Raw genomic sequence first — 21,586 nt, forward strand, 5'->3', positions numbered from 1 at the left:
GTACATACTTTGAAGAGGCTATTGCATGCATGAAGGAGGATTTGACAGCGATGAAAAAAATGATTGCGATTGATTTAGACGGTACACTTTTAAATACAAAAAGTGAAATATCTGCTCAAAACAGGGAGGCATTGATCCGCGCGAAGGAAGCGGGATATATTGTCACCATCTGTACAGGGCGGGCGACTTTTGACGTGAAGGAACTGCTTGGCGATTTGGACATCCCTATTATTGCAGCAAACGGCGGAACCGTTCATACAGAAGGTTACGAACTTTTCAGCCGTATCACACTTGACCAAGAAGCAGGAAAACGAGCGGCTCAGGCTTTAGTAGAACGAAACATTTACTTTGAGGTTTACACGGACGATGCGCTCCTCTCTCCTTTTGATGGAAAAGAGAAGCTGAAAGCAGAATTTGATGTGATCAAAAGCGCGAATCCAAATGAAGATATAGCTGATTTATGGGAAGGGGCAATGACTCAATTCAAACAATTCGGCATCAAACCAGTGGATGATATTCGTCAGATTTTTGGGTCGAATGAAGCGACCTATAAATTACTCTGCTTCTCGTTTGATATGAACAAACTACAGGAAGCTCGAGATCTTCTCGCGGAAATGCCTGAGCTTTCATTGACCTCTTCTGGAAAACATATCATTGAGGTTCTTCCAAAAGAGTCTGGAAAAGGACATGCTCTTAAAAAGCTCGCAGCTCATTACGGCGTAGACCGCTCACATATTTATGCGATTGGCGACAGCCCCAACGATCTATCCATGTTTGAGGAAGCAGGCCACCGCATTGCAATGGGGAATGCCGTTGATGTCATTAAAGACAAGAGCACCTACATTACAAAAGGCAATCATGAAGACGGTGTTGCTTACTTTATTGATCTCCTTTTACAAAATCAATTCCACGAAAAAAAGACGCTTGTCTGATCAGCGCCTAAAGAGAAGTCTAAAAGTCCGATACGAGCGTGGATCGGGCTTTTTCTTTATTTTTTGATTCTAACAGCCGTCTCATACTTATCCTTCCAGTACGTACTTGTTTTCATATTCGTAAGCACGACACCATTTGAGACGGTCATGTGAATCACTTGATTTGATCCTGCATAAATGGCCGGTATCAATGACGTGCCACTAAAGAAAACGAGATCTCCCGGCTTCAGCTCCGACCGTTTCACAGGCGTACCTGCCTTGACTTGACCTGACGCATAACGAGGCAGCTCAATTCCAAGCACTTCACGATACACATACTGTGTGAACCCTGCTGTGTCAAAGCCTTGCTTTGGATTCGTCCCACCTTTGACATAAGGAACTTCACCAATATACGTAGCGGCTTTTGAGACAATCGGGTCTTCTTTTGCTAATTTCAGCTCCGTTAATCGTTTCGCACCTGTCCATTTTTCGCGCCAATACGATTCAGACAAATAAGAAATCGTGACACTTTCCGAACGGCTCGCATGAATAAAACGGTCGCCCCCAATATACATCCCTACATGAGAAATGCCTGGCTTATATGTGTTGCTAAAAAAGACAAAATCCCCAGGACGTATATCATCTAATGCCACTTTTTCTCCAACCATCCACTGCTGTTCAGCACTTCGAGGCAAATAAATCCCTAGTGATTTTTCAAATACATATTGTAAAAAGCCTGAACAATCAAAGCCAATCTTAGGGTCTGCTGCACCAAATACATAAGGAATACCTACATATTTCATCGCATCTTTCACAAGATGATTATCCGAGATTTTCGGTGTGCCGGGAAGTCGTTTGACTGCATAAAATCGGTCCGTCCAGTATTTGCTTTTGCTGACGTTTGTTTTCACCACACCTTGACTAAGCGTGATGTGAATGACCTGATCGTTACCAGCGTAAAATCCTACATGTGTCGGGATATCCTTTGTTTCTTCAAGGCTTCGAAAATATACAAGGTCACCTGGCTGGGCTTTGTCCCATGATACCTTTTTTCCAATCTGATACTGATCGATTACCTTCCGCGGCAAATCAAAAGCGCCTGATGTCTTGTACACATATTGCGTAAACCCTGATGCGTCAAAGCCCGTTTTTGGATCGGTTCCTCCTTTATGATAAGGTGTTCCAATCAACTTTTCCGCTTGCTGCAAAGGAGACGCTGTTTGAGCAACTGCTTCTGATTGAGTCATGAACATGAGCCCTACGAGCGCGCACCCACCAATCACTATTCCTTTCCACTTCATGACCTTTCCCCTCCTTTCTTCTATAGTTTCGGCATGACACCTAACCTTTTACACCTTTTTTCGACAAAAAAGAGCACGCAATGCGTGCCCTCTATGCTCGTTAGAGTTATTTACTTGCTTCCGTTTTTGACTGTTTTTGTTGTTCGATTTTCTGCATTTCAACCGAGATCTTTTGTTTTTCATGATCTGTGAGGCTGTCACTAAATTTAAAAGCAGACATAAAGACAAAGACTAAAATTAACGCAACAAACGGCCAGCTTGCTTTTAGAAATTTCATTTCTTCTCTTTCCCTCCGTTTTCTTTTAAGTGTTTAACTTTATCAGCGTGATCTACTTCAAAGAAAATGTGTCCGTCTTTTTCTTTCCAATCCGCATTCGTACCATTTGTCAGCATACGGATAATGGATTTTGATTCAAATGATCCTGCTTTAACCGGAGCAGGTGTTGCTTCTTTGATGTACATTGGGACCACTTCAAATGTCGCTTTTCCATCTTCATTCAGATGATACTGAACAAGTGCAGAATCACGTGTTCTTGACCAGCCTTGGTCAAAAATAAAGTTTCCTAAGCTATAGAAGATCGCCGTGCCGTTATAGACTTCCATTGGCTCAAGAACGTGCGGATGAGCACCGATAATGATATCAGCACCAGCCTTAGACATCGCTCTTGCCAATTCTCTTTGTCTATCGTTTACCTCATTGTTGTACTCCTGTCCCCAGTGAGCATGAACAACGACGACATCTGCCTTTTCAGCAGCCTGCGAAATCATCGGAATAAAGATAGATGGGTCGGCTGGCAAGATACCGGCCTGGCGATTCGTTGCTTTAAAATCTTTCCCATACACATCAGTAAAACCAAGTGTAGCGATTTTGACACCATTTACTTCTTTATACGAAATGTTCTGCTTCGCATCCTGAAGGTTATGGCCTGCGCCTGTATAATCCATGTCAGCTTGTTTAAAGGCATCAATCGTTTTGTTCAGCCCTTTTTCACCATAGTCTGCCGCATGGTTATTCGCAAAGTTTAATACAGAGAAATTCAAATCCTTCAACGCTTTGACCGAATCCTCATCCGTTTTTAAATGAATATTCTTTTGCGCCGCTTGTTCCCGGTCTGATGCGACTGGATGCTCAAAGTTACCAGTCACATAATCTGACACATCAAAGTATGGCTTGGCATAGCGAAAGAGATGCTGTTTTCCATAGCGGTCGGTTACTTTCTCTACGTTTCTTCCAAACATAATGTCACCGACAAACGAAGCGGTCAGGATGTTTTCTGGATTCTTTTGTACAGTTGGCACTTTTGCTTGCCCGATAAACGTAAATAGAAATGTACAAGCAATGACGATCGGTAAAGCAATCAGCACGTGTTTATTCGTTTTTTTCTTTTGGTTCTTTGTGATTTTCAGCAGCTTTTCCTGAAAGCTCAATTTTTTATTCATCATTGGACACACCTTATCTTAAAATAGATAGTAAACATACATGATGGCAAATGTTGCACCACTTAGAAGTAACGTGCTTCCAAGGGTCATCGTAAGACCTTGCTTTTGAATCGTATTTGCAATCAATCCAGGAACGATAATACCGATTCCGCGGAATTCTGCTATTTCAAATGGGACCACTGGGTAGAAGAAATCAAAGACTAGCTTTAAGGCAATCCCTGTAATCAGCATTGCAGCAAACTTTCTGCGTCCGTATAAAATCATAAATTTCGATAGACCAAAGCGAACGATGACATACGTAAGCAAGCTGACAGATAAGACAACTAAAATGAAGACTGGCTGGTTAAATACAAGCGCCAGATAACCTGGGACAACAAGTCCAGCTGGTACGATTCCTGTTTTTTCTGCAAAGATTAAACTAAGTAGAACACCTAAAATTAACGAGATATAAAGATCTGATCCGAACATTTTCTATATTTCCTCCTAGCTGACAAGCTGCTTAATTTTGTATTCTTGAATTTTTTCGATTAACGGTTCAGCGGCACCATGAATATTGCCGACTCCATAAACCACTCGATTATGAAGCTTTTTCTCAAGCATGTTCATAATTTCTTCTGTAGATTGATATTCAAGGTTGTGTAAGTGGTCAGCCGGAATTTTTCCATCCTCATATGCCTTTACAATTGGATCTGTTGTTTCACCAATTAAGACGAGATCACTTGCTTCAATATAAGGAAGTACATCCTCCGCAAACTGGATCGTTCGATCTACACGATCCGCACGGCAGTTCATGATAATAATCGGTTCATCTGTTGGATATCCAATTTCTTTCACACGCTTCCAAATGTTCAATGTAGATGATGCGTCATTTGCCGCAAAACCATTTACAAAGTGTCCAGGCGTTTTCGCATCCATTAATGGAAGAATTCTCATCGCTCCTGGATCAGGCGGCGCATTTAACATTCCTCGGAATGCCGTATCTTCATCAATTCCCAATGCCTGTGCAACACCAAGTGCAAGTGAGGCATTATCTGGGAAGACCATGTACTCAAATTTCCGTAAATACTCATCAGAAATCTTGGAATTATCTGCAACAATGACTTCTGTATTGCGTTTTTTCGCAATCTCTTTAAAGAAATCCGTATATTCACTATCCGTAATAACCAAGTGTCCATTGTAAGGAATTGTCGCTGTAAAGGCTTCTGCTATTTCATCAAGTGTCGGCCCCATGACGTCCATATGATCTTCAAGAACGTTTACGATCACGCCAATATTCGCTTGAAGCAGCTCTTCCTGAAAGATGATTTGGTAATCTGGATTTACCGCCATACATTCACTGACGATGGCATTTGCTCCTCTTTCAACGGTTTCTCTCATAACTTCCTTCTGCTCACCGATATTCGGTCCTTGCGGTTTCCTTTTAATCGGTTTCTCCTCTGGCGTATCCCAATAAATCATTCTTGCATCTGTTCCCGTTGTTTTGCCGACAGTTTTATAACCTGCCTCCATTAAGATACCGGTTGTCAATCTTGTAACGGTAGACTTTCCGCGAATACCATTAATATTGACGCGCACCGGTAGGGCATCGATATTTTTCTGGTGACGCTTCTTTTCAATAAAGCCAATCCCTAACATGATGACACAGGCTATAACGATTAACCACATCGCTTATCTACATCTCCTTTTTTTATGAGTGTGATATGTAAATTCAATCAACAGTATATAGGTTCAGCATAAAATCACAATCGGTATTATGTAACATAATCTTTCACTTCCTCGTATGCCAAATTCCTCTAATCAGAAGGTGGATTGACCTAGCTCCTCTTTAAATGAAAAGGCCAAAAGACGGACAAAAATCAGCCTGAATTTCGGCTTCAATCAAGAGTAAGCGTTACCATCAAGCATCGAAAAATCTTTTGTCCTTTTCTCCCTAAATTTTTTGACAATTGTTAAGATGTATTTTGAATCAATGTTTTAAAGCCCTTTAAACTCTATAACCTCAGTCGTATCAGCGCTTTAAATGAATAGTGCGTGTTTTGGAATGTTTTCGATTTTTGAAGGAACAGGTTAGAAAGTCATCCTCATCGGTCAGAACGCTACACGTTGACCTATGACAAAGGTCTCCTCATAAAAAATCAAGTCATATGCTTATTTTAGGGTCACAAAAAATTGGGATAAGATGTAAACTATTGATCATTTCGAAATGCCTTCTCTTTACGATATTCGCTCCTTATGACCCACATAATGAAATATTATTCATTTGTTTTTATCAAGATTCATCATTTCTTAACATTTTTAATATGATTTTAGTTGAAAGTTGTCAATTCATGTCATGCTTTCCCCAAAGGCGACGAATAAAATCAGCTTCCCCGCTTACACTAAGGTTAAAAAATCTGTGAGAGGAGGCTAAAGATGCCAAACAGCAATGAGCAAACACGGTTGCATTTTTTATCAGGCAGCTTCGAGGAAAAAATCCGGATTCTGAAAAAAACATTTCAGCAAAGCGGCGATTTTGAATACCGAGAGTTAATGGTGAATGAAACGAAATCTGTCCTGTTTTTTATTAAAACAAGAATTGATGAAGGCAAACTGAACAACTTTATTATCGGTAACTTGTTAGGTCCTCCTGGAAAACAAGATTATACAAAGTCTCTTAGTACGCTTGAAACAGGCGACTTGACTCTGATCACTGACAGTATTATTGCAGGAAGCATTGCCTTTCTTGATGAAAATTCCTCGCAGATCAAATTATTTGCTGTCGGGCAGCCGCCGCTTCGCTCTATTTCTGAGCCTTCATCAGAAAGCATCATTGCGGGTGCTCATGATGGATTTGTGGAAAGTTTGGATACGAATATATATTTACTGCGTTCTCACTTAAATGATCGGAAGCTCGCCATTCAGTACCATAAGGTCGGTACAAAATCAGAAACAAAGCTTGCGATTGTTTATATTTCTGATGTAGCGAATCAGGAAAAGGTAGAAGAGGTAAACAGACGGATCTCTTCTATTAAAGTAGACACGCTGATTAGTCCTGGTTCTATTGTTGAGGCGATCGAAGATGATTCATTTTCTATTTTTCCGCAGCTGATTGATACAGAACGTCCTGATAAGGTGAGATCTGCCATTCTTGAAGGTCGTATTGTAGTGCTGATGGACGGGAGCCCTATGGCAATTATTCTTCCTGTCACCTTTTTTAGTTTCTTTCAATCACCAGATGATTATAATAGCCGCTGGATTCCAGCTACATTTATCCGTATTTTGCGTTATCTCGCCTGCATCATCGCAGTCATACTGCCATCTTTTTATATTGCGGTGATTGGATTTCATTATGAGGTGGTCCCTGATGAACTCGCCGTAACCATGAAGAATTCTATTATTGGGATTCCCTTCCCTCCTTTAATCGAAGCCATGCTCATGGAAATTACTATTGAACTCATACGGGAAGCCGGGGTGCGTCTGCCAAAACCAATCGGGCAGACCATTGGGATCGTAGGCGGTTTGGTCATTGGGGATGCGGTAGTACAAGCAGGACTCATCTCGAATGTCCTTATCGTTGTCGTTGCCGTGACTGCCGTTGCTTCCTTTGTCCTTCCTTCATTTGAAATGACGTCTACCATCAGGATGCTGCGTTTTCCGCTCATGTTCATGGCGTCAATGTTTGGCTTTATCGGCATTTCATTTGGCCTTGCCATCGTCCTCATGAATTTATGCCGCCTAGAATCATTAGGTGTACCGTACTTATCACCTGTTACACCTTTTAACTGGCAGGATTTAAAGGACACCGTCATTCGACTACCTATGTGGATGTACAAACAGCGTCCTGTTTATTTAAATCCGCAAAGGAAAAAACAAATTGAAAATTTGAGAGGGTGGGAAAAGAAAAATGAAAAATAAAATATCTCCATCTCAAGCGATCTTTTTTCTCATCCAATCTCAAATTGGTGTTGGGATTTTAGCGCTTCCCCATTTGCTGATGAAAGACATGGGGCACGATGGCTGGATGGCGATTATCTTAGCCGGCGTATTTATTCAAATCATCAATACCATTTTCATTTATATCATTCAAAAATATCCTGACATATCGTTCTTCCAAGCATTAATCAAAGTCTATGGGAAATGGATAGGGCATATTTTAATCGGGCTTTATACAGTTTATTTTGCCTCGATCTGCATTGTTGTTCTCTCCATTTTCACCAGAATACTTGGTATATGGGTACTGCCGCTTACGCCAAACTGGGTCATTAATTTATTGCTGACGATCTCCATCATCTACATCGCAAAAGAAAAAATCACAGCGATCGTCAGGTTTAACTTTATCTTGACCCCCTTTTTGCTCATGTTGTCTTTACTCATGTTCTATTCGTTAAAAGGAACCAATATTGACTACCTCATGCCTTTCTTCCAGACGGATTTGTCTCAGTTCCAGCTTGGATTGAAAGATGTGGTGCTCTCGATGAACGGCTTTGAAATGATTCTCATCATCTCTCCATTCATGAAAGGTTCCATCAAAGAACGGTATAAGGTCATGACGATTTCAAATATATGCACGACGCTTTTCTACCTATTTATTACATTGATTTGTTTTATGTTCTTCAGCCCGATTGAGCTTGATATCATACCAAATCCTGTGCTTTATCTATTAAAGACCATTACATTCGGAATCATTGAACGAACAGATTTAATTTTTCTAAGTTTCTGGGTGTTCGTCATTCTTGCCACACTCAGCAATTACCTTCACTTCTGTGCCAATGGCCTAGCGAGCCTACTTAATAAAAAAGAGCATAAAAAATATGTCTATTATTTTGCCATTTTCATCTACGCGGCTTGCTGTTTTCTCGCAAACGATAACTTTAGAATACAGCGCTTTAACGACTTTACGACCATTGCTCAAATTTCAGTTATTTACACACTGCCGATCATTATGGCCATCATCATTTTTATCAAACATCTTAAAGGGAAGGTGAAATCGCATGCGTCATAAGTTTTCGCTGACGCTCCTCATGTGTATATCGCTTATCTTCATGCCTGGCTGCTGGGATCAAAACTTATTAAAAAATATCTCTCTTGTGTTAACGTCTACGGTTGATCAAGGAGAAGACGACAATGCGAAGTTCTCCATCACCTATCGTAAAGTGCAGCAGTCTCAAAGCATGGCGCAAGGAAATACAGGCAGCTATTTAACCACTGTTCTTACAACTGAAGCTCCTACATTAAGAAAAGCAAGAACCAACTTCAGCCGAATTGTCGATCAAAAAATTGATATATCAAAAATGCGAGTCATGCTAATCGGTGATGAATTTGCTCAAAATAGCCTTCTCCCCTATTTAGATATGTTCTATCGAGATCCAAAAAGTCCTTTGCTCGCCAATCTTGCAGTGGTACAGGGGGGAACCTGTGTGGAATTAATCGACCAGCTCCTCAAGGAAAAGGTCATTGTGAGCGATTATTTAAATAACCTCATCACCACTGCATCTCAATCCTCCCAAGTAGCACCTAAAAACATGCAAAGCATTCGTTCCAAAATGCTGCAAACCGGAGAGGATTTCACACTGCCGTTACTCTACTATGATCAAGAGAAAAAACTAACGAGTGTAAAAGGCGTCGCCCTATTTGATAATGAGAAAAAGAAAGGTGAGCTGTACGGACAAGATGCCATTCTTCTCACTGTCATGGACGAGAATATGGGCAAATATGCGAACTTCACTAAAAAAGTAAGAAGTGATATGAAATCAAAGGAGAACAATTACATCACCATTCAAGTGACAGATTCAAAGAGAGACATCAACATTATCAATCCTGACCATCGAAACTTAACCTTTTCTCTTGAGTATGAATTCACGACCTCTGTCCTTGAATACCCGAAAGATAATCTAGACACAGATAAAAAAATTAAAATGCTCAACAAAAGGCTTTCCGCGATTTTGACAAAAGAAGCAGAAAAAGTCGTGGCCTCCCTGCAAGAAGCAAACTCTGACGTCCTTAGCCTAGGCAGAAAATATCGGGTAAGACACTATGATGAATTCATGAAGATGAACTGGGTTACGGATTATCCAAATGTAAAAATCATCCCAAAAATCAAAGTGAATATTACAGAAACAGGGATTATTAGTTAAGAAAAGGAAGAGTTCATCTTTCTTTTCTTTTTTTATTTTTTTAAGATTGTCATTTAAAAGCTTTCATGATAATCTATTTGTGTAAACGGTTACACATTCACGAAGGGAGGCACTCCATTGGCTACCATTAAAGATGTTGCAAAAGCTGCACAAGTATCTGTTGCCACTGTTTCGCGCGTACTGAACGATACTGGATATGTCCATTCAGATACGAAAACCCGCGTGACACAAGCGATGCAGGAGCTGAACTACTTTCCCAATGAAGTGGCTAGATCCCTTTTCAAAAGAGAATCCCGCTTAATCGGTTTGATCTTGCCTGATATCACAAATCCCTTCTTTCCTCAGCTTGCTAGAGGCGTAGAGGATGAGATTCATGCGCAAGGTTTTCGGTTATTATTCGGAAACAGTGATGAAGATCGAGAAAAGGAATTGGCTTATTTACAAACCTTTAAACAAAATCAAGTGGTCGGTGTCATCGCTGTCACAAACGAACCTGAATCAGATATATACAATGATGATGAATTGCCGGTTGTGTTCTTAGATCGAACCGTCTCGCATGTACCTTCTGTATCTGCAGATACTGCAGCTGGCGGGAAAATGGCTGCAATGGAATTAATCAGGCGCGGCAGCCGGCAGATCACACTGCTGAAAGGACCTGCCCACCTTCAAACAGCGAGGCAGCGATTCAAGGGTGCACTCGATGTACTGACCGAAAAGGGTGTCGACTTCCATGTGATGTCTAATGCTTCATTTTCTTTTCATGAAGCCCGTAAGAGTGCCAAGGCTCTTTTCCAGCTGTACCCTGAAACAGATGGCATCATTGCCAGTAATGACATTGTCGCAACAGCGGTCATACACGAAGCACTTCGGATCGGAAAAGCCGTTCCAGAGGATGTTCAAATCATTGGGTTTGACGATATTCCGCAAAGCGAGCTGCTCTTCCCTTCCCTATCGACAATTAGGCAGCCTGCCTATGAGATGGGAAAAGAAGCGGCGCAGCTGTTAATTAAAGCGATTCAGAAACAACCTATAGATCAACCAGTTATTCAAATGCCCGTCTCTTTTATTGAACGAGAGACCACAAGAAAGGTGGATTCACAATGAGTCATATTGTCGTAGTAGGGAGTTGTTCAATGGATTTAGTCGTCACTTCGAATAAACGACCAAATGCCGGTGAAACAGTGTTAGGAGAATCATTTAAAACCGTCCCAGGCGGAAAAGGAGCCAATCAAGCAGTCGCCAGTGCCAGACTCGGTGCTGATGTTTACATGATCGGCCGGGTCGGTGATGACGCTTATGGTCAAGATATTCTCATCAATCTACAAGATCAAGGAGTTCACACATCATATATGAAACCGGTTACCGAAATGGAAAGCGGCACGGCTCATATCATATTAGCGGAAGGTGATAACAGCATTGTCGTGGTCAAAGGGGCAAACAATGAGGTGACACCTCACTATGTAACAGATGCTCTTTCTTCTATTGAAGACATTGGAATGGTCCTCATTCAGCAAGAAATTCCTGAAGAAACAGTCGAAGCCGTCTGCACCATTTGCAGTGAGAAAGGGATTCCGGTCATCTTAAATCCCGCACCAGCTCGTCAAGTTTCTCAGCAAATATTAGATCAAGCTGCCTATATTACTCCAAACGAACACGAAGCAGCTCTTATGTTTGATGGACTCACCATAGCAGAAGCTTTGCGCCAATATCCAAACAAATTACTCATTACAGAAGGAAAAAATGGTGTTCGTTACTTTGACGGAATAAAAGAAGTGTTGGTGCCAGGCTCCCCTGTGAAAGCCGTTGACACTACAGGCGCTGGTGATACTTTTAACGGTGCTCTAGCTGTAGCACTAGCAGAGGGAAAATCCCTATACGACGCACTTGCCTTTGCCAACTTAGCCGCATCTATCTCTGTTACAAAGTTCGGTGCACAAGGCGGCATGCCAACAAGAGAAGAACTGGAGAGAAAAAAATGAAAAAAAACGGCATCTTAAACAGTCATATCGCCAAGGTACTTGCTGACCTTGGTCATACAGATACAATCGTCATCGCAGACTGCGGCCTGCCGATTCCAGAAGGTCCAGTCAAAATCGACCTGGCACTATCAATCGGCACACCGTCCTTTCAGGAGGTCACCTCCCTCCTTCTTCAAGAAATGGCGGTTGAACACATTACTGTAGCTAGTGAAATCAAAGAAGCCAATGAGCGAGATCATCTATTTCTAAAGAAAGCGTTCTCACAGCCATTACATGATGTAGACCACGAGACGTTTAAAGATATGACCAAACAGGCAAAAGCAGTCATTCGCACGGGTGAAGCCACCCCATACGCAAACTGCATTCTTCATGCCGGTGTCATCTTTTAAAAGGAGGAGCCAGATATGAACATTGAGATGCATAACATCCATAAGGCCTTTGGAAAAAACACCGTTCTTTCCGGGGTCTCCTTTGACCTCGTCACAGGTGAGGTTCACGCGCTCATGGGTGAAAATGGCGCAGGAAAATCAACTTTAATGAACCTGCTCACAGGTCTTTATTCATTAGACCAGGGAACGATTCAAATCGACGGGAAAGAAACCGCTTTCAAAAATCCGAAGGAAGCGGAACAACACGGCATCGCCTTTATTCATCAAGAGCTCAACATATGGCCAGATATGACCGTCTTGGAAAACCTATTCATCGGGAAAGAAATCTATACGAAATTTGGATTGCTAGACACAAAGAAAATGAAGGTTCTTGCCCAAAGCCAGCTGGACCGATTGTCTGTGAACCTCTCGCTTGATCAAGAGGCAGGTAGCTGCTCTGTTGGACAAAAACAGATGATTGAGATTGCAAAGGCATTAATGACAGAAGCGAAGGTCATCATCATGGATGAGCCAACGGCAGCTCTTACAGACCGTGAGATTGAAAAGCTCTTTCAGGTCATTGAATCTCTCAAAAAGGAAGGCGTATCCATCGTCTATATTTCTCACCGTATGGAGGAAATTTTTGCGATCTGTGACCGGATTACCATCATGCGCGATGGGAAAACGGTCGATACGAAAGCCATACCTGAAACAAATTTCCATGAGGTCGTCAAAAAAATGGTCGGCCGCGAATTAACAGATCGATACCCTGAGAGAACGCCTTCTTTAGGAGATACTATCCTTGAGGTGAAGCAAGCGACAAGAAAAGGACAATTTCAAGATATCAATTTCTCCGTTAAAGCTGGAGAAATCGTCGGTGTTGCAGGCTTAATGGGCGCTGGCAGGACCGAAATGATGCGGTCACTGTTTGGTCTTGATCCTCTTGATCAAGGGGAAATCTGGGTTCATGGGAAAAAGGCTATCATTAAAAAACCAAGTGATGCCGTCAAGCTCGGCATCGGCTTTATCACAGAGGATCGCAAAGATGAAGGACTCATGCTGGATGCATCCATTCGAGAAAACATTGGTCTGCCAAACTTAGAAAGCTTCTCTCCAAAGGGACTGATCGATAAGAAAAACGAACAGGATTTTGTTGACCTGCTCATCAAAAGATTGACGATTAAAACGGCTTCCTCTGAAATCTCGGCTCGAAGTCTCTCTGGTGGAAATCAGCAAAAAGTCGTCATCGCCAAATGGATCGGCATCCAGCCGAAGGTCTTGATTTTAGATGAACCGACAAGAGGTGTCGACGTCGGAGCGAAACGAGAAATCTACCAGTTAATGAATGAACTGACTGATCGAGGTGTTGCCATTTTAATGGTCTCCTCTGAGCTCCCAGAAATTCTAGGGATGAGCGATCGAGTGCTTGTCATTCATGAAGGAACCATCAGCGGAGAATTAAATAAAGCAGACGCAACACAAGAACGAATTATGACACTAGCTACAGGAGGGAAGTAACATGAAACCACTTACTTCAAATGGACGATTTGACAACATCATGCAAAAGCTTGGGCCATTCTTAGGACTCATCATCCTTGTCGCCATTGTTTCTATTTTAAACCCGGCCTTTTTAGAGCCATTAAACATCTTAAACTTACTGAGACAAATCTCCATTAATGCCCTCATTGCCTTTGGAATGACGTTTGTTATTTTAACCGGAGGAATTGATTTGTCTGTCGGTGCCATTTTAGCACTTTCTAGTGCGCTGACTGCCGGATTTATCGTGTCTGGTATGGACCCGATTTTAGCTATTATCGTTGGCTGTATCATCGGCGCTATTCTTGGGATGGTCAACGGTCTTTTAATCACAAAAGGAAAAATGGCTCCTTTTATCGCAACACTTGCCACGATGACGATTTTCAGAGGATTAACACTTGTTTATACAGACGGAAACCCGATTACCGGACTCGGTTCTAACTATGCCTTTCAGTTATTCGGACGCGGGTATTTCTTAGGCATTCCTGTTCCAGCGATCACGATGCTTCTCACCTTTATCGTACTTTGGGTGCTGCTTCATAAAACACCTTTCGGCAGAAGAACATATGCCATCGGCGGAAATGAAAAAGCTGCGCTTATTTCAGGAATCAAAGTACCACGCGTAAAAATTATGATCTATTCATTGGCAGGTTTCATGTCTGCTTTAGCAGGTGCCATTTTAACCTCTCGCCTAAACTCAGCTCAGCCAACAGCTGGTACGTCCTATGAGCTTGATGCGATTGCTGCTGTTGTACTTGGCGGGACAAGCTTGTCTGGCGGAAGAGGACGAATTGTCGGCACACTGATCGGGGTGCTTATCATCGGTGTCCTGAACAACGGTATGAACTTACTTGGTGTATCATCATTCTATCAATCTGTTGTAAAAGGGATTGTCATCTTGATTGCAGTCCTATTAGACAGAAAGAAATCTGCTTAAGGAGGCAGCTGCTATGAAAAAATATCTTATTCTCATCCTGACTCTCTCATTGTTCATGCTTTCTGCCTGCTCACTTGAACCGCCAGAGTGGGCCAAATCAACAAAAGATGGGAAGAAAAAAGACATCAAAATCGGTCTCTCGATCTCGACCTTAAACAATCCATTCTTCGTTTCTCTTAAAAACGGGGTGACGAAAGAAGCGAAAAAGCTTGGCATCGAAGTCGTCATTGCAGATGCTCAAAATGATTCAGCAAAACAAACAAGTGACGTAGAAGATTTAATTCAGCAAGGGGTCGACGCATTGCTTATCAACCCAGCGGACTCGTCTGCCATCTCAACTGCTGTTGAATCAGCGAATGCTTCAGATATTCCTGTCATCACATTAGACCGTTCAGCTGAAAGCGGTAAAGTAGAAGCACTGGTTGCTTCAGATAACGTCAAAGGCGGCGAAATGGCAGCCAAATTTATTATCGACAAGGTTGGAAAAGGCGCTAAAGTCGCTGAATTAGAAGGTGTACCAGGCGCTTCCGCTACACGTGAACGCGGAAAAGGATTCCATCAAATAGCAGATAAAGATCTAAAAGTGGCAGCAAAACAAGCAGCTGACTTCGACCGAACAAAAGGGTTGAACGTCATGGAAAACCTCCTTCAAGGAAACCCTGACATCAAAGCTGTTTTTGCCCACAATGATGAAATGGCTCTTGGCGCACTAGAAGCGATTCAAAGTTCTGGGAAAGACATTCTTGTCGTTGGCTTTGACGGAAACGAAGATGCACTCAGCTCGATCAAAGCAGGAAAGCTCTCTGCAACAGTTGCGCAGCAGCCAGAACTGATCGGTCAACTGGCAGTCGGTGCTGCAAGCGACGTCTTAAAAGGGAAAAAAGTACAAAAGAACATCGCAGCTCCACTGAAACTAGAACAGAAAAAATAAATAGAAAACCCCCGATTTCCCTCGGGGGTTTTCTATTTATCTGCAGCCTTATTTTTTAATGGCTGGCCAGCTTCATAAATATGACTGATAATTGGATTGAAATCTATTTCAAATTTATTCAATATTAGTTTGAAAAACAATATAAATAGTTTAAACACGAATACATATCCAATTATTGTGCCTAAAAGGTTATAAATTATATCATCGATATCTACCACTCTAAAGGAATAACCCGCATATAATCCAACAATCAATTGAAAACTTTCAAATAGTATGCCAACTAACAAACCTACTGAAAATATCTTTTTAAATGTTGCCTTAATTAGAAATGGCAAACCAAAACCTAAAGGTATCGTCATGAATACATTATAAAGACTGGCTAAACTAACACCTTCACTAAAAGGAATTAAATTCATTTCTACTAAAATATTATTTTTTTCACCGAATACTTCTTTGAAATTCTCCCTTTGAGTGTCATCAATAGTAATTGGGAATTGAGTTAAATTTATAACATGATATACATAAAAAGTCATGATTGAAAAGAAGAATAAATATGTATAACTTTTCTTATACTTAATTTTGAGTAAGACTGCAAAAGCTAAATATATAAATAAAAAACTGTAGAGTATCCAACCTTCAAAAAATATAATCATAATGTAGCTCTCCTAGTAAATAAAACAGAAGAGAATTTATAAACAAATTCTCTTCTGTTTTATTAATTAGATACTTTACCTTTACCTGTAATAGTTCTGCCGTCTCTTTCTATTTTATAAATAAACAAATAATATTTGTTTCCTCCACCAATTCCTGTATATTTACCAGAGACCTTATTAACTTTTCCATCGGCTCTAGGTCTAGAAGTAACTGTACCATAGTCCTTTCCTGTCGACTTATTTCTCAATTCATAATATACCGTATTAGGCCCATTAGCATTTGGCAATTTAGATAATTCCCATTGCTCTCCAGAAATTTTAGCTGGCCCTTTATTTAGTTCATAAAATCTTTTTTTATCAGCTCCATTCACAGCTCTATATTCCATCGTGAAATCATAATAATTAGTTTTCGCAAATGTCGGTACAACCATTGCAAAAGAAAATAATACTAACATTACCACGGAAAATACACTTGATTTTTTCAACTTTCACAACACCTTTTCTATAAATTTTGATGACTAGCAATACCAAAATTTATAATACCATATATATGTATCAAAAAAAACCCTAAATTTACATATTTACATTATAAAGTCTATTTAATTTAAATTATTATAATTTATACAATGAAGGAATATAACGGATTTTATAACAAATTTAGAGTTTTCATTATTAGCCACCAAACCTTTTCGAGTCATTAAAATTTTAATTTATTTTACAGAATATACCACCCGTTATTCCTCATTTCTCTTGGTATGACGGCGGTGCTATTCAAATCTTTTGACTTTCACCTTCCCATTTCTGTGATAAATCTGTTTAAATTAATATTTTCACTGTATCACCCTGACCTTAGTCAGGATTGATCTTTTGTCGAGAAATATATCCTTTTATTCAATGAGAAATTTCCATAAAATTGTGACTTGTTTATATAATAGATATAATTCACAGGACTGGTTTTCTAATTATACGTTGCAGCAAATCAACCGGTTATTTCTTAAAATTAGAACAAAAGAATAATAGGAAGAACCCCCGAGGGAAATCGGGGGTTCTTCCTATTACTGTGGTCTTTTCAGCACAAATGACGTGCCTAAATGGGCATAATCATTTCCCGCTAAACGTGCGACTGGCTTCAGTTCATTAGTAGAAACATAGCCTTTTTCCGCATCATAAACTGACTCATCTAAATGTGCACATACAACCCGGCCAATGATATGATCGACCGTGATTTCTCCTTCATCATTTTGAAAGGTGAGATGCTTTTCCAGCTGACATTCGAAACGAATGCGCGCTTCCTTGATCCCCGGAACTGAAACGACATGGCTTTTTACTTGATGAAGACCGGTTCGATCCAGCTCACTCTCCTCCTGCGGCAGCGTAGCAGCTGTTTCATTAATATCTTCTATTATCGCTTCATCACTCACATGGACCACAAATTCTCCTCTGTCAATCATATGCTGCGCTGTGTCTTTCATCTGACCTTCGCGTCGTCCGATAGAAACTGCGAGGAGCGGCGGGTGTCCGCTGATGACATTAAAGAAACTAAATGGTGCGGCATTGACAACATCGTCTTTAGACAGACTTGTAATAAACGCAATCGGTCGTGGAACAATAGAGCCCGATAATAATTTATATGCTTCTTTTCTTGATAGCTGATCCATTTGCAACGTAATCAATTCAGACACGCCTCCTTTTGGTGTATCGACATCATACCATACCTCTTTTTCTATGCCTCTGATTCAGGCTCGGTGCGATGCAAGATATGGTGGACAAGATGAAATAAAGCAGGATTATGATTTTCTCGTCTATAGGAAATCGTCCATTCTGCCAGAAGCTGTTCACCTTCAATGGACCGATACACAACATCTAGATTAAATAAACGCCGGGCTGATTTCGGAATGACCGCAATGCCGATACCAGCTGTGACAAGGCCAATCACCATTTGATATTCCGCCGCTTCCTGCACGATATTTGGAGAAAACCCGTACTTTTCACATAGCAGGACAAAGTGTTGATAAAGGGACGGCCATGATTCCTGTGATAAAGAAATAATCGGCTCATGACGAATATCTTCGATCGTGACCGCCTCTTTTTTCGCCAGCGGATGATTTTTCGGAATCGCAAAAATACATTCACTTTGCTTCATCAAACGGCTGACCAGTTCTTCATGAGGAGATGTAGGATGTAAAAAACCGATATCAATCTCCCCATTTAAAAGCGCTCCTAGCTGCTGCGGAACAGAAAGCTGCTCCAGCTCAATACTGACAGAGGGATACAGCTCTCTGAATTCGCGTACAACTGGCGGCAGAATATCATACGTCGCTGTTCCAACAAACCCTATGATGATTTTTCCCAGCTCTCCTCTTGCTGTATGCCGGGCATGATCAACGGCTTTATCAAGCTGATGCAGCACACCACGCACCTCATGTAAAAAGACCTTTCCAGCAGCTGTTAGCTCCACCACTCGCTTCGACCGGTGAAACAAAGGAAACCCCAATTCTTCTTCAAACTGCTTAATTTGCTGACTAAGTGGCGGCTGTGTCATATTCAACCGTGCGGCTGCTCTGCCAAAATGCAGCTCCTCCGCTACTGTGACAAAGTACTGCAAATGTCTCAGTTCCATCCTTTCACTCCTCGCACACTTATTCGTGAAACATATTAAAACCACGTTAAACAGATATTGGAAATTTTCCATTTTGAAATGTATAGTAAATCATATCATGAAAATATATTTTCATAAAAAATTTTACTTGCCGAAAGGAGTGCGGGGTAAATGAATTCTCAAGCACAACCCCTAACAAGACGAGGAGCAGAATTGATTGTTGATACGCTGATTGCTCAAGGTGTGACCCATGTTTTTGCAATTCCAGGTGCCAAAATTGACGCCGTATTTGATGTATTAAAAGACAGAGGTCCAGAGCTTGTCCTATGCAGACACGAACAAAACGCCGCCTTTATGGCAGCTGCTGTCGGCCGCTTAACCGGCAAACCAGGTGTTTGTCTCGTCACATCAGGTCCTGGCGCATCTAATTTAGCAACAGGTCTATTAACAGCCAATACAGAAGGTGACCCTGTTGTCGCAATCGCGGGAAACGTCATTCGTGCAGATCGGCTAAAACGAACACATCAATCACTCGACAATGCGGCATTATTCAAACCAGTCACAAAATACAGTGTTGAAGTACAAGACGTTCATAATATACCCGAAGCCTTAACAAATGCTTTTCGCGCGGCACAAAAGGGGCAGGCTGGAGCAGCATTTATCAGCTTTCCACAAGATGTCGTGACAGAACACACCACACAAACACCAGTGTCTGCTCACCCTTCTCCAGAACTAGGTCCTGCACCGGATGCTCTCATCAGCTCGGCTATCGCCAAAATTCAAAATGCACACTTACCTGTTGCCATTGTGGGAATGAAAGCAAGTCGTCCAGCTGCTGCAAAGGCTACAAGAACATTATTGAAAACACTTGGAATTCCATTTGTCGAAACGTACCAAGGAGCCGGCGTTCTCTCAAGAGAGCTCGAGTCTCAATATGTAGGCAGAATCGGTTTATTCAGAAATCAGCCGGGGGATCTTCTCATTGAACAAGCAGATGTCCTTTTAACCATCGGCTTTGATCCAATTGAATATGATCCGAAGCATTGGAATATTCAGCCGAAGCAGCGGCAGATCATCCATGTCGATGACATGCAGGCAGATATTGATCATTTTTATGAGCCAGCGCTTGAGCTTGTCGGCAATATAGCTGAAACCGTTAAACATCTAGCCCATGACAGTGTTCCACTTTCTCTATGCAAAGAACAAATTGAATTCGTCACTGAATTACAGGAGCTGTTAAGCGACATTGAAAAAGCACCAGAAAGAGAAAGTCATCTATCTCACCCGCTGGATGTCATTCATACATTAAGACGCCTGATTCCTGATAACACGAAGGTCACCTGTGATATCGGGTCTCACGCGATTTGGATGTCGCGTCACTTCCGCGTCTATGAGTCGAACACATTCCTTGTGAGCAACGGAATGCAAACATTAGGCGTCGCCTTACCATGGGCCATTGCGGCTTCCATATTGAATCCAGATGAGAAGATCATTTCGGTCTCTGGTGATGGCGGTTTTCTCTTCTCTGCAATGGAGCTAGAAACAGCCGTCCGCATGAAAACAAACCTCGTTCACCTTGTTTGGAATGACAGCACATACGACATGGTGGCATTTCAGCAGGAAATGAAATATGATCGCACATCCTGCGTTGAATTCGGACAGATCGACTTAGTGAAGTATGCGGAAAGCTTTGGAGCGACTGGATTACGGGTTAACTCACCTGAAGAGCTTTCAACTGTCCTTCAAAAGGGTATAAACATAGAAGGACCCGTTATTATTGATATTCCGATTGACTATCAAGACAACCCAGACCTCGCCAGTCAAAAATGGCCAGAAGTCTTTCGTGAAAATCGCACATTGAACGTCTGATAAGATGTCCATACATTACACCAAAGGAGTGAGCGGATATGGGTATGATGCACCCAATGAATCAACACAGCGACACAAGACAACATGACAAACAGCAAGAGGTCTATCAAGTATCGACGATGACCTCTTTGCTGGAAGCCGTATATGATGGAGATTTCTCCCTTTCACAAATTCCCGAGCACGGTGATTTCGGTATTGGTACATTCAATCAATTAGATGGAGAGCTGATCGGCTTTGATGGCGCATTCTACCGACTGCGCTCGGATGGAACAGCGACACCGGTTACCAATCAAGACTATTCACCCTTCTGCTCTTTAGCATTCTTTGAAACAGATATCGTTCATCGAATTGATGCAGCCATGACGAGCAAAGAGCTAGAAGAAGAAATCGACCGCATTTTACCAAGTAAGAATGTGTTTTATGCAATCCGCATTGATGGATCATTCAAAAAGGTGCAAACACGTACGGTCGAAAAACAGGAAAAACCTTACGTTCCGATGGTGGAAGCAGTCAAGTCACAGCCCATCTTCGATTTCGAGGATATTCAAGGAACGATCGCCGGTTTCCGTACACCGCAGTACGCACATGGTATTGCAGTGAGTGGATATCATCTTCATTTCATTGATGACGATCGAAGTGTCGGCGGACACGTATTTGATTACACCGTTGATCAAGTGACCATCCGAATTTCTCAAAAACGTCATATGAATTTACACTTGCCAAATACGCAGGAATTCTTCCAAGCAGACATTGATCGAGCTGACCTCGCACAGCAAATTGCCAGTGCAGAAAGCAGTCCAGATCAATAAAATAAAGACATCCCGGTGATTCCGGGGTGTTTTTTTATGCAAAAAGAATACTTATCACTTCATTATATTTCATTTCGTTAGTAAATTTAAATTCACTCATTCTATTCGTAATGAAATATGCTAAAATATCAACAGAAGAA

Annotated in this window: 21 protein-coding genes; 12 read left to right on the top strand and 9 right to left on the bottom strand. The window is 41.5% G+C overall.

What is annotated here, in order from left to right:
- Positions 1–50 precede the first annotated feature (50 nt).
- Positions 51–932 (top strand): Cof-type HAD-IIB family hydrolase, encoded by an 882-nt coding sequence (locus NSQ36_RS16755; RefSeq protein WP_253622095.1) that lies wholly within the window; start codon positions 51–53, stop codon positions 930–932.
- A gap of 56 nt (positions 933–988) precedes the next feature.
- On the opposite strand, the gene NSQ36_RS16760 is transcribed toward NSQ36_RS16755, so the two are convergent.
- The 5 genes from NSQ36_RS16760 to pgsB form a co-directional block, all read right to left on the bottom strand.
- The gene (locus NSQ36_RS16760; protein WP_339206176.1) at positions 989–2,212 is read right to left on the bottom strand and encodes a C40 family peptidase; all 1,224 of its coding nucleotides are present in this window, start codon (positions 2,210–2,212) and stop codon (positions 989–991) included.
- A gap of 106 nt (positions 2,213–2,318) precedes the next feature.
- On the bottom strand, positions 2,319–2,489 hold the full coding sequence (locus tag NSQ36_RS16765) for a hypothetical protein (protein WP_003213661.1): 171 nt from the start codon (positions 2,487–2,489) through the stop codon (positions 2,319–2,321).
- On the bottom strand, positions 2,486–3,652 hold the full coding sequence (locus NSQ36_RS16770; protein ID WP_137054309.1) for a CapA family protein: 1,167 nt from the start codon (positions 3,650–3,652) through the stop codon (positions 2,486–2,488). Before NSQ36_RS16770 ends, NSQ36_RS16765 begins: the two co-directional genes overlap by 4 nt.
- Positions 3,653–3,670: 18 nt before the next feature.
- Positions 3,671–4,120 carry a poly-gamma-glutamate biosynthesis protein PgsC gene (pgsC, locus tag NSQ36_RS16775; protein WP_003213696.1) on the bottom strand — a complete coding sequence of 150 codons (450 nt, stop codon included), beginning with the start codon at positions 4,118–4,120 and terminating at the stop codon, positions 3,671–3,673.
- Positions 4,121–4,135: 15 nt separating this feature from the next.
- Positions 4,136–5,317 (bottom strand): poly-gamma-glutamate synthase PgsB, encoded by a 1,182-nt coding sequence (gene pgsB, locus NSQ36_RS16780; protein WP_012011489.1) that lies wholly within the window; start codon positions 5,315–5,317, stop codon positions 4,136–4,138.
- Between the two features lie 747 nt (positions 5,318–6,064).
- Here pgsB and NSQ36_RS16785 point away from each other — a divergent pair.
- The 9 genes from NSQ36_RS16785 to rbsB all read left to right on the top strand — a co-directional run bounded on the left by NSQ36_RS16785 (position 6,065) and on the right by rbsB (position 15,516).
- Complete coding sequence (locus NSQ36_RS16785; RefSeq protein WP_284907400.1) at positions 6,065–7,546, top strand: spore germination protein; 1,482 nt, start codon at positions 6,065–6,067, stop codon at positions 7,544–7,546.
- Complete coding sequence (locus NSQ36_RS16790) at positions 7,536–8,633, top strand: endospore germination permease (protein ID WP_284907401.1); 1,098 nt, start codon at positions 7,536–7,538, stop codon at positions 8,631–8,633. The genes NSQ36_RS16785 and NSQ36_RS16790 overlap by 11 nt, the downstream gene beginning before the upstream one ends.
- Entirely contained in the window at positions 8,623–9,765 is a 1,143-nt protein-coding gene (locus tag NSQ36_RS16795; RefSeq protein ID WP_284907402.1) for a Ger(x)C family spore germination protein, read from the top strand. The genes NSQ36_RS16790 and NSQ36_RS16795 overlap by 11 nt, the downstream gene beginning before the upstream one ends.
- A gap of 117 nt (positions 9,766–9,882) precedes the next feature.
- Positions 9,883–10,869, top strand: coding sequence for a LacI family DNA-binding transcriptional regulator (locus NSQ36_RS16800; RefSeq protein ID WP_339206178.1), 987 nt, complete (start codon positions 9,883–9,885; stop codon positions 10,867–10,869).
- Positions 10,866–11,744, top strand: coding sequence for a ribokinase (gene rbsK / locus NSQ36_RS16805; protein WP_339206180.1), 879 nt, complete (start codon positions 10,866–10,868; stop codon positions 11,742–11,744). The genes NSQ36_RS16800 and rbsK overlap by 4 nt, the downstream gene beginning before the upstream one ends.
- Positions 11,741–12,133 carry a D-ribose pyranase gene (rbsD, locus tag NSQ36_RS16810; protein WP_251190719.1) on the top strand — a complete coding sequence of 131 codons (393 nt, stop codon included), beginning with the start codon at positions 11,741–11,743 and terminating at the stop codon, positions 12,131–12,133. Before rbsK ends, rbsD begins: the two co-directional genes overlap by 4 nt.
- A 15-nt stretch (positions 12,134–12,148) precedes the next feature.
- Positions 12,149–13,630: a sugar ABC transporter ATP-binding protein gene (locus tag NSQ36_RS16815; protein ID WP_050944406.1), complete on the top strand. Its 1,482-nt coding sequence runs from the start codon at positions 12,149–12,151 to the stop codon at positions 13,628–13,630.
- 1 nt (position 13,631) lies between these two features.
- A complete protein-coding gene (gene rbsC, locus NSQ36_RS16820; RefSeq protein WP_003215300.1) occupies positions 13,632–14,585 on the top strand; it encodes a ribose ABC transporter permease RbsC in 954 nt (317 codons plus the stop codon).
- Positions 14,586–14,598: 13 nt separating this feature from the next.
- Entirely contained in the window at positions 14,599–15,516 is a 918-nt protein-coding gene (rbsB, locus tag NSQ36_RS16825) for a ribose ABC transporter substrate-binding protein RbsB (protein WP_339206182.1), read from the top strand.
- A 32-nt stretch (positions 15,517–15,548) separates the two neighbouring features.
- On the opposite strand, the gene NSQ36_RS16830 is transcribed toward rbsB, so the two are convergent.
- The 4 genes from NSQ36_RS16830 to alsR all read right to left on the bottom strand — a co-directional run bounded on the left by NSQ36_RS16830 (position 15,549) and on the right by alsR (position 18,789).
- Positions 15,549–16,169 carry a VanZ family protein gene (locus NSQ36_RS16830; RefSeq protein WP_050944408.1) on the bottom strand — a complete coding sequence of 207 codons (621 nt, stop codon included), beginning with the start codon at positions 16,167–16,169 and terminating at the stop codon, positions 15,549–15,551.
- A 62-nt stretch (positions 16,170–16,231) separates the two neighbouring features.
- Positions 16,232–16,654, bottom strand: a complete 423-nt coding sequence (locus NSQ36_RS16835; RefSeq protein ID WP_339206185.1) for a hypothetical protein — start codon at positions 16,652–16,654, stop codon at positions 16,232–16,234.
- A 570-nt stretch (positions 16,655–17,224) separates the two neighbouring features.
- A complete protein-coding gene (locus NSQ36_RS16840) occupies positions 17,225–17,842 on the bottom strand; it encodes a flavin reductase family protein (RefSeq protein ID WP_212045773.1) in 618 nt (205 codons plus the stop codon).
- A 50-nt stretch (positions 17,843–17,892) separates the two neighbouring features.
- A complete protein-coding gene (gene alsR, locus NSQ36_RS16845; RefSeq protein WP_065097893.1) occupies positions 17,893–18,789 on the bottom strand; it encodes an acetoin biosynthesis transcriptional regulator AlsR in 897 nt (298 codons plus the stop codon).
- Between the two features lie 150 nt (positions 18,790–18,939).
- On the opposite strand from alsR, the gene alsS reads away from it, so the two are divergent.
- Together alsS and budA are read left to right on the top strand one after the other, a co-directional pair.
- The gene (alsS, locus tag NSQ36_RS16850; protein WP_327839550.1) at positions 18,940–20,637 is read left to right on the top strand and encodes an acetolactate synthase AlsS; all 1,698 of its coding nucleotides are present in this window, start codon (positions 18,940–18,942) and stop codon (positions 20,635–20,637) included.
- A 38-nt stretch (positions 20,638–20,675) separates the two neighbouring features.
- A complete protein-coding gene (gene budA, locus NSQ36_RS16855; RefSeq protein ID WP_106030112.1) occupies positions 20,676–21,446 on the top strand; it encodes an acetolactate decarboxylase in 771 nt (256 codons plus the stop codon).
- Positions 21,447–21,586: the final 140 nt, after the last annotated feature.

Origin of the sequence: Bacillus sp. FSL W8-1143 (assembly GCF_037965155.1) — a bacterium.
In the GTDB taxonomy this organism is placed as follows: Bacteria; Bacillota; Bacilli; order Bacillales; family Bacillaceae; genus Bacillus; species Bacillus pumilus.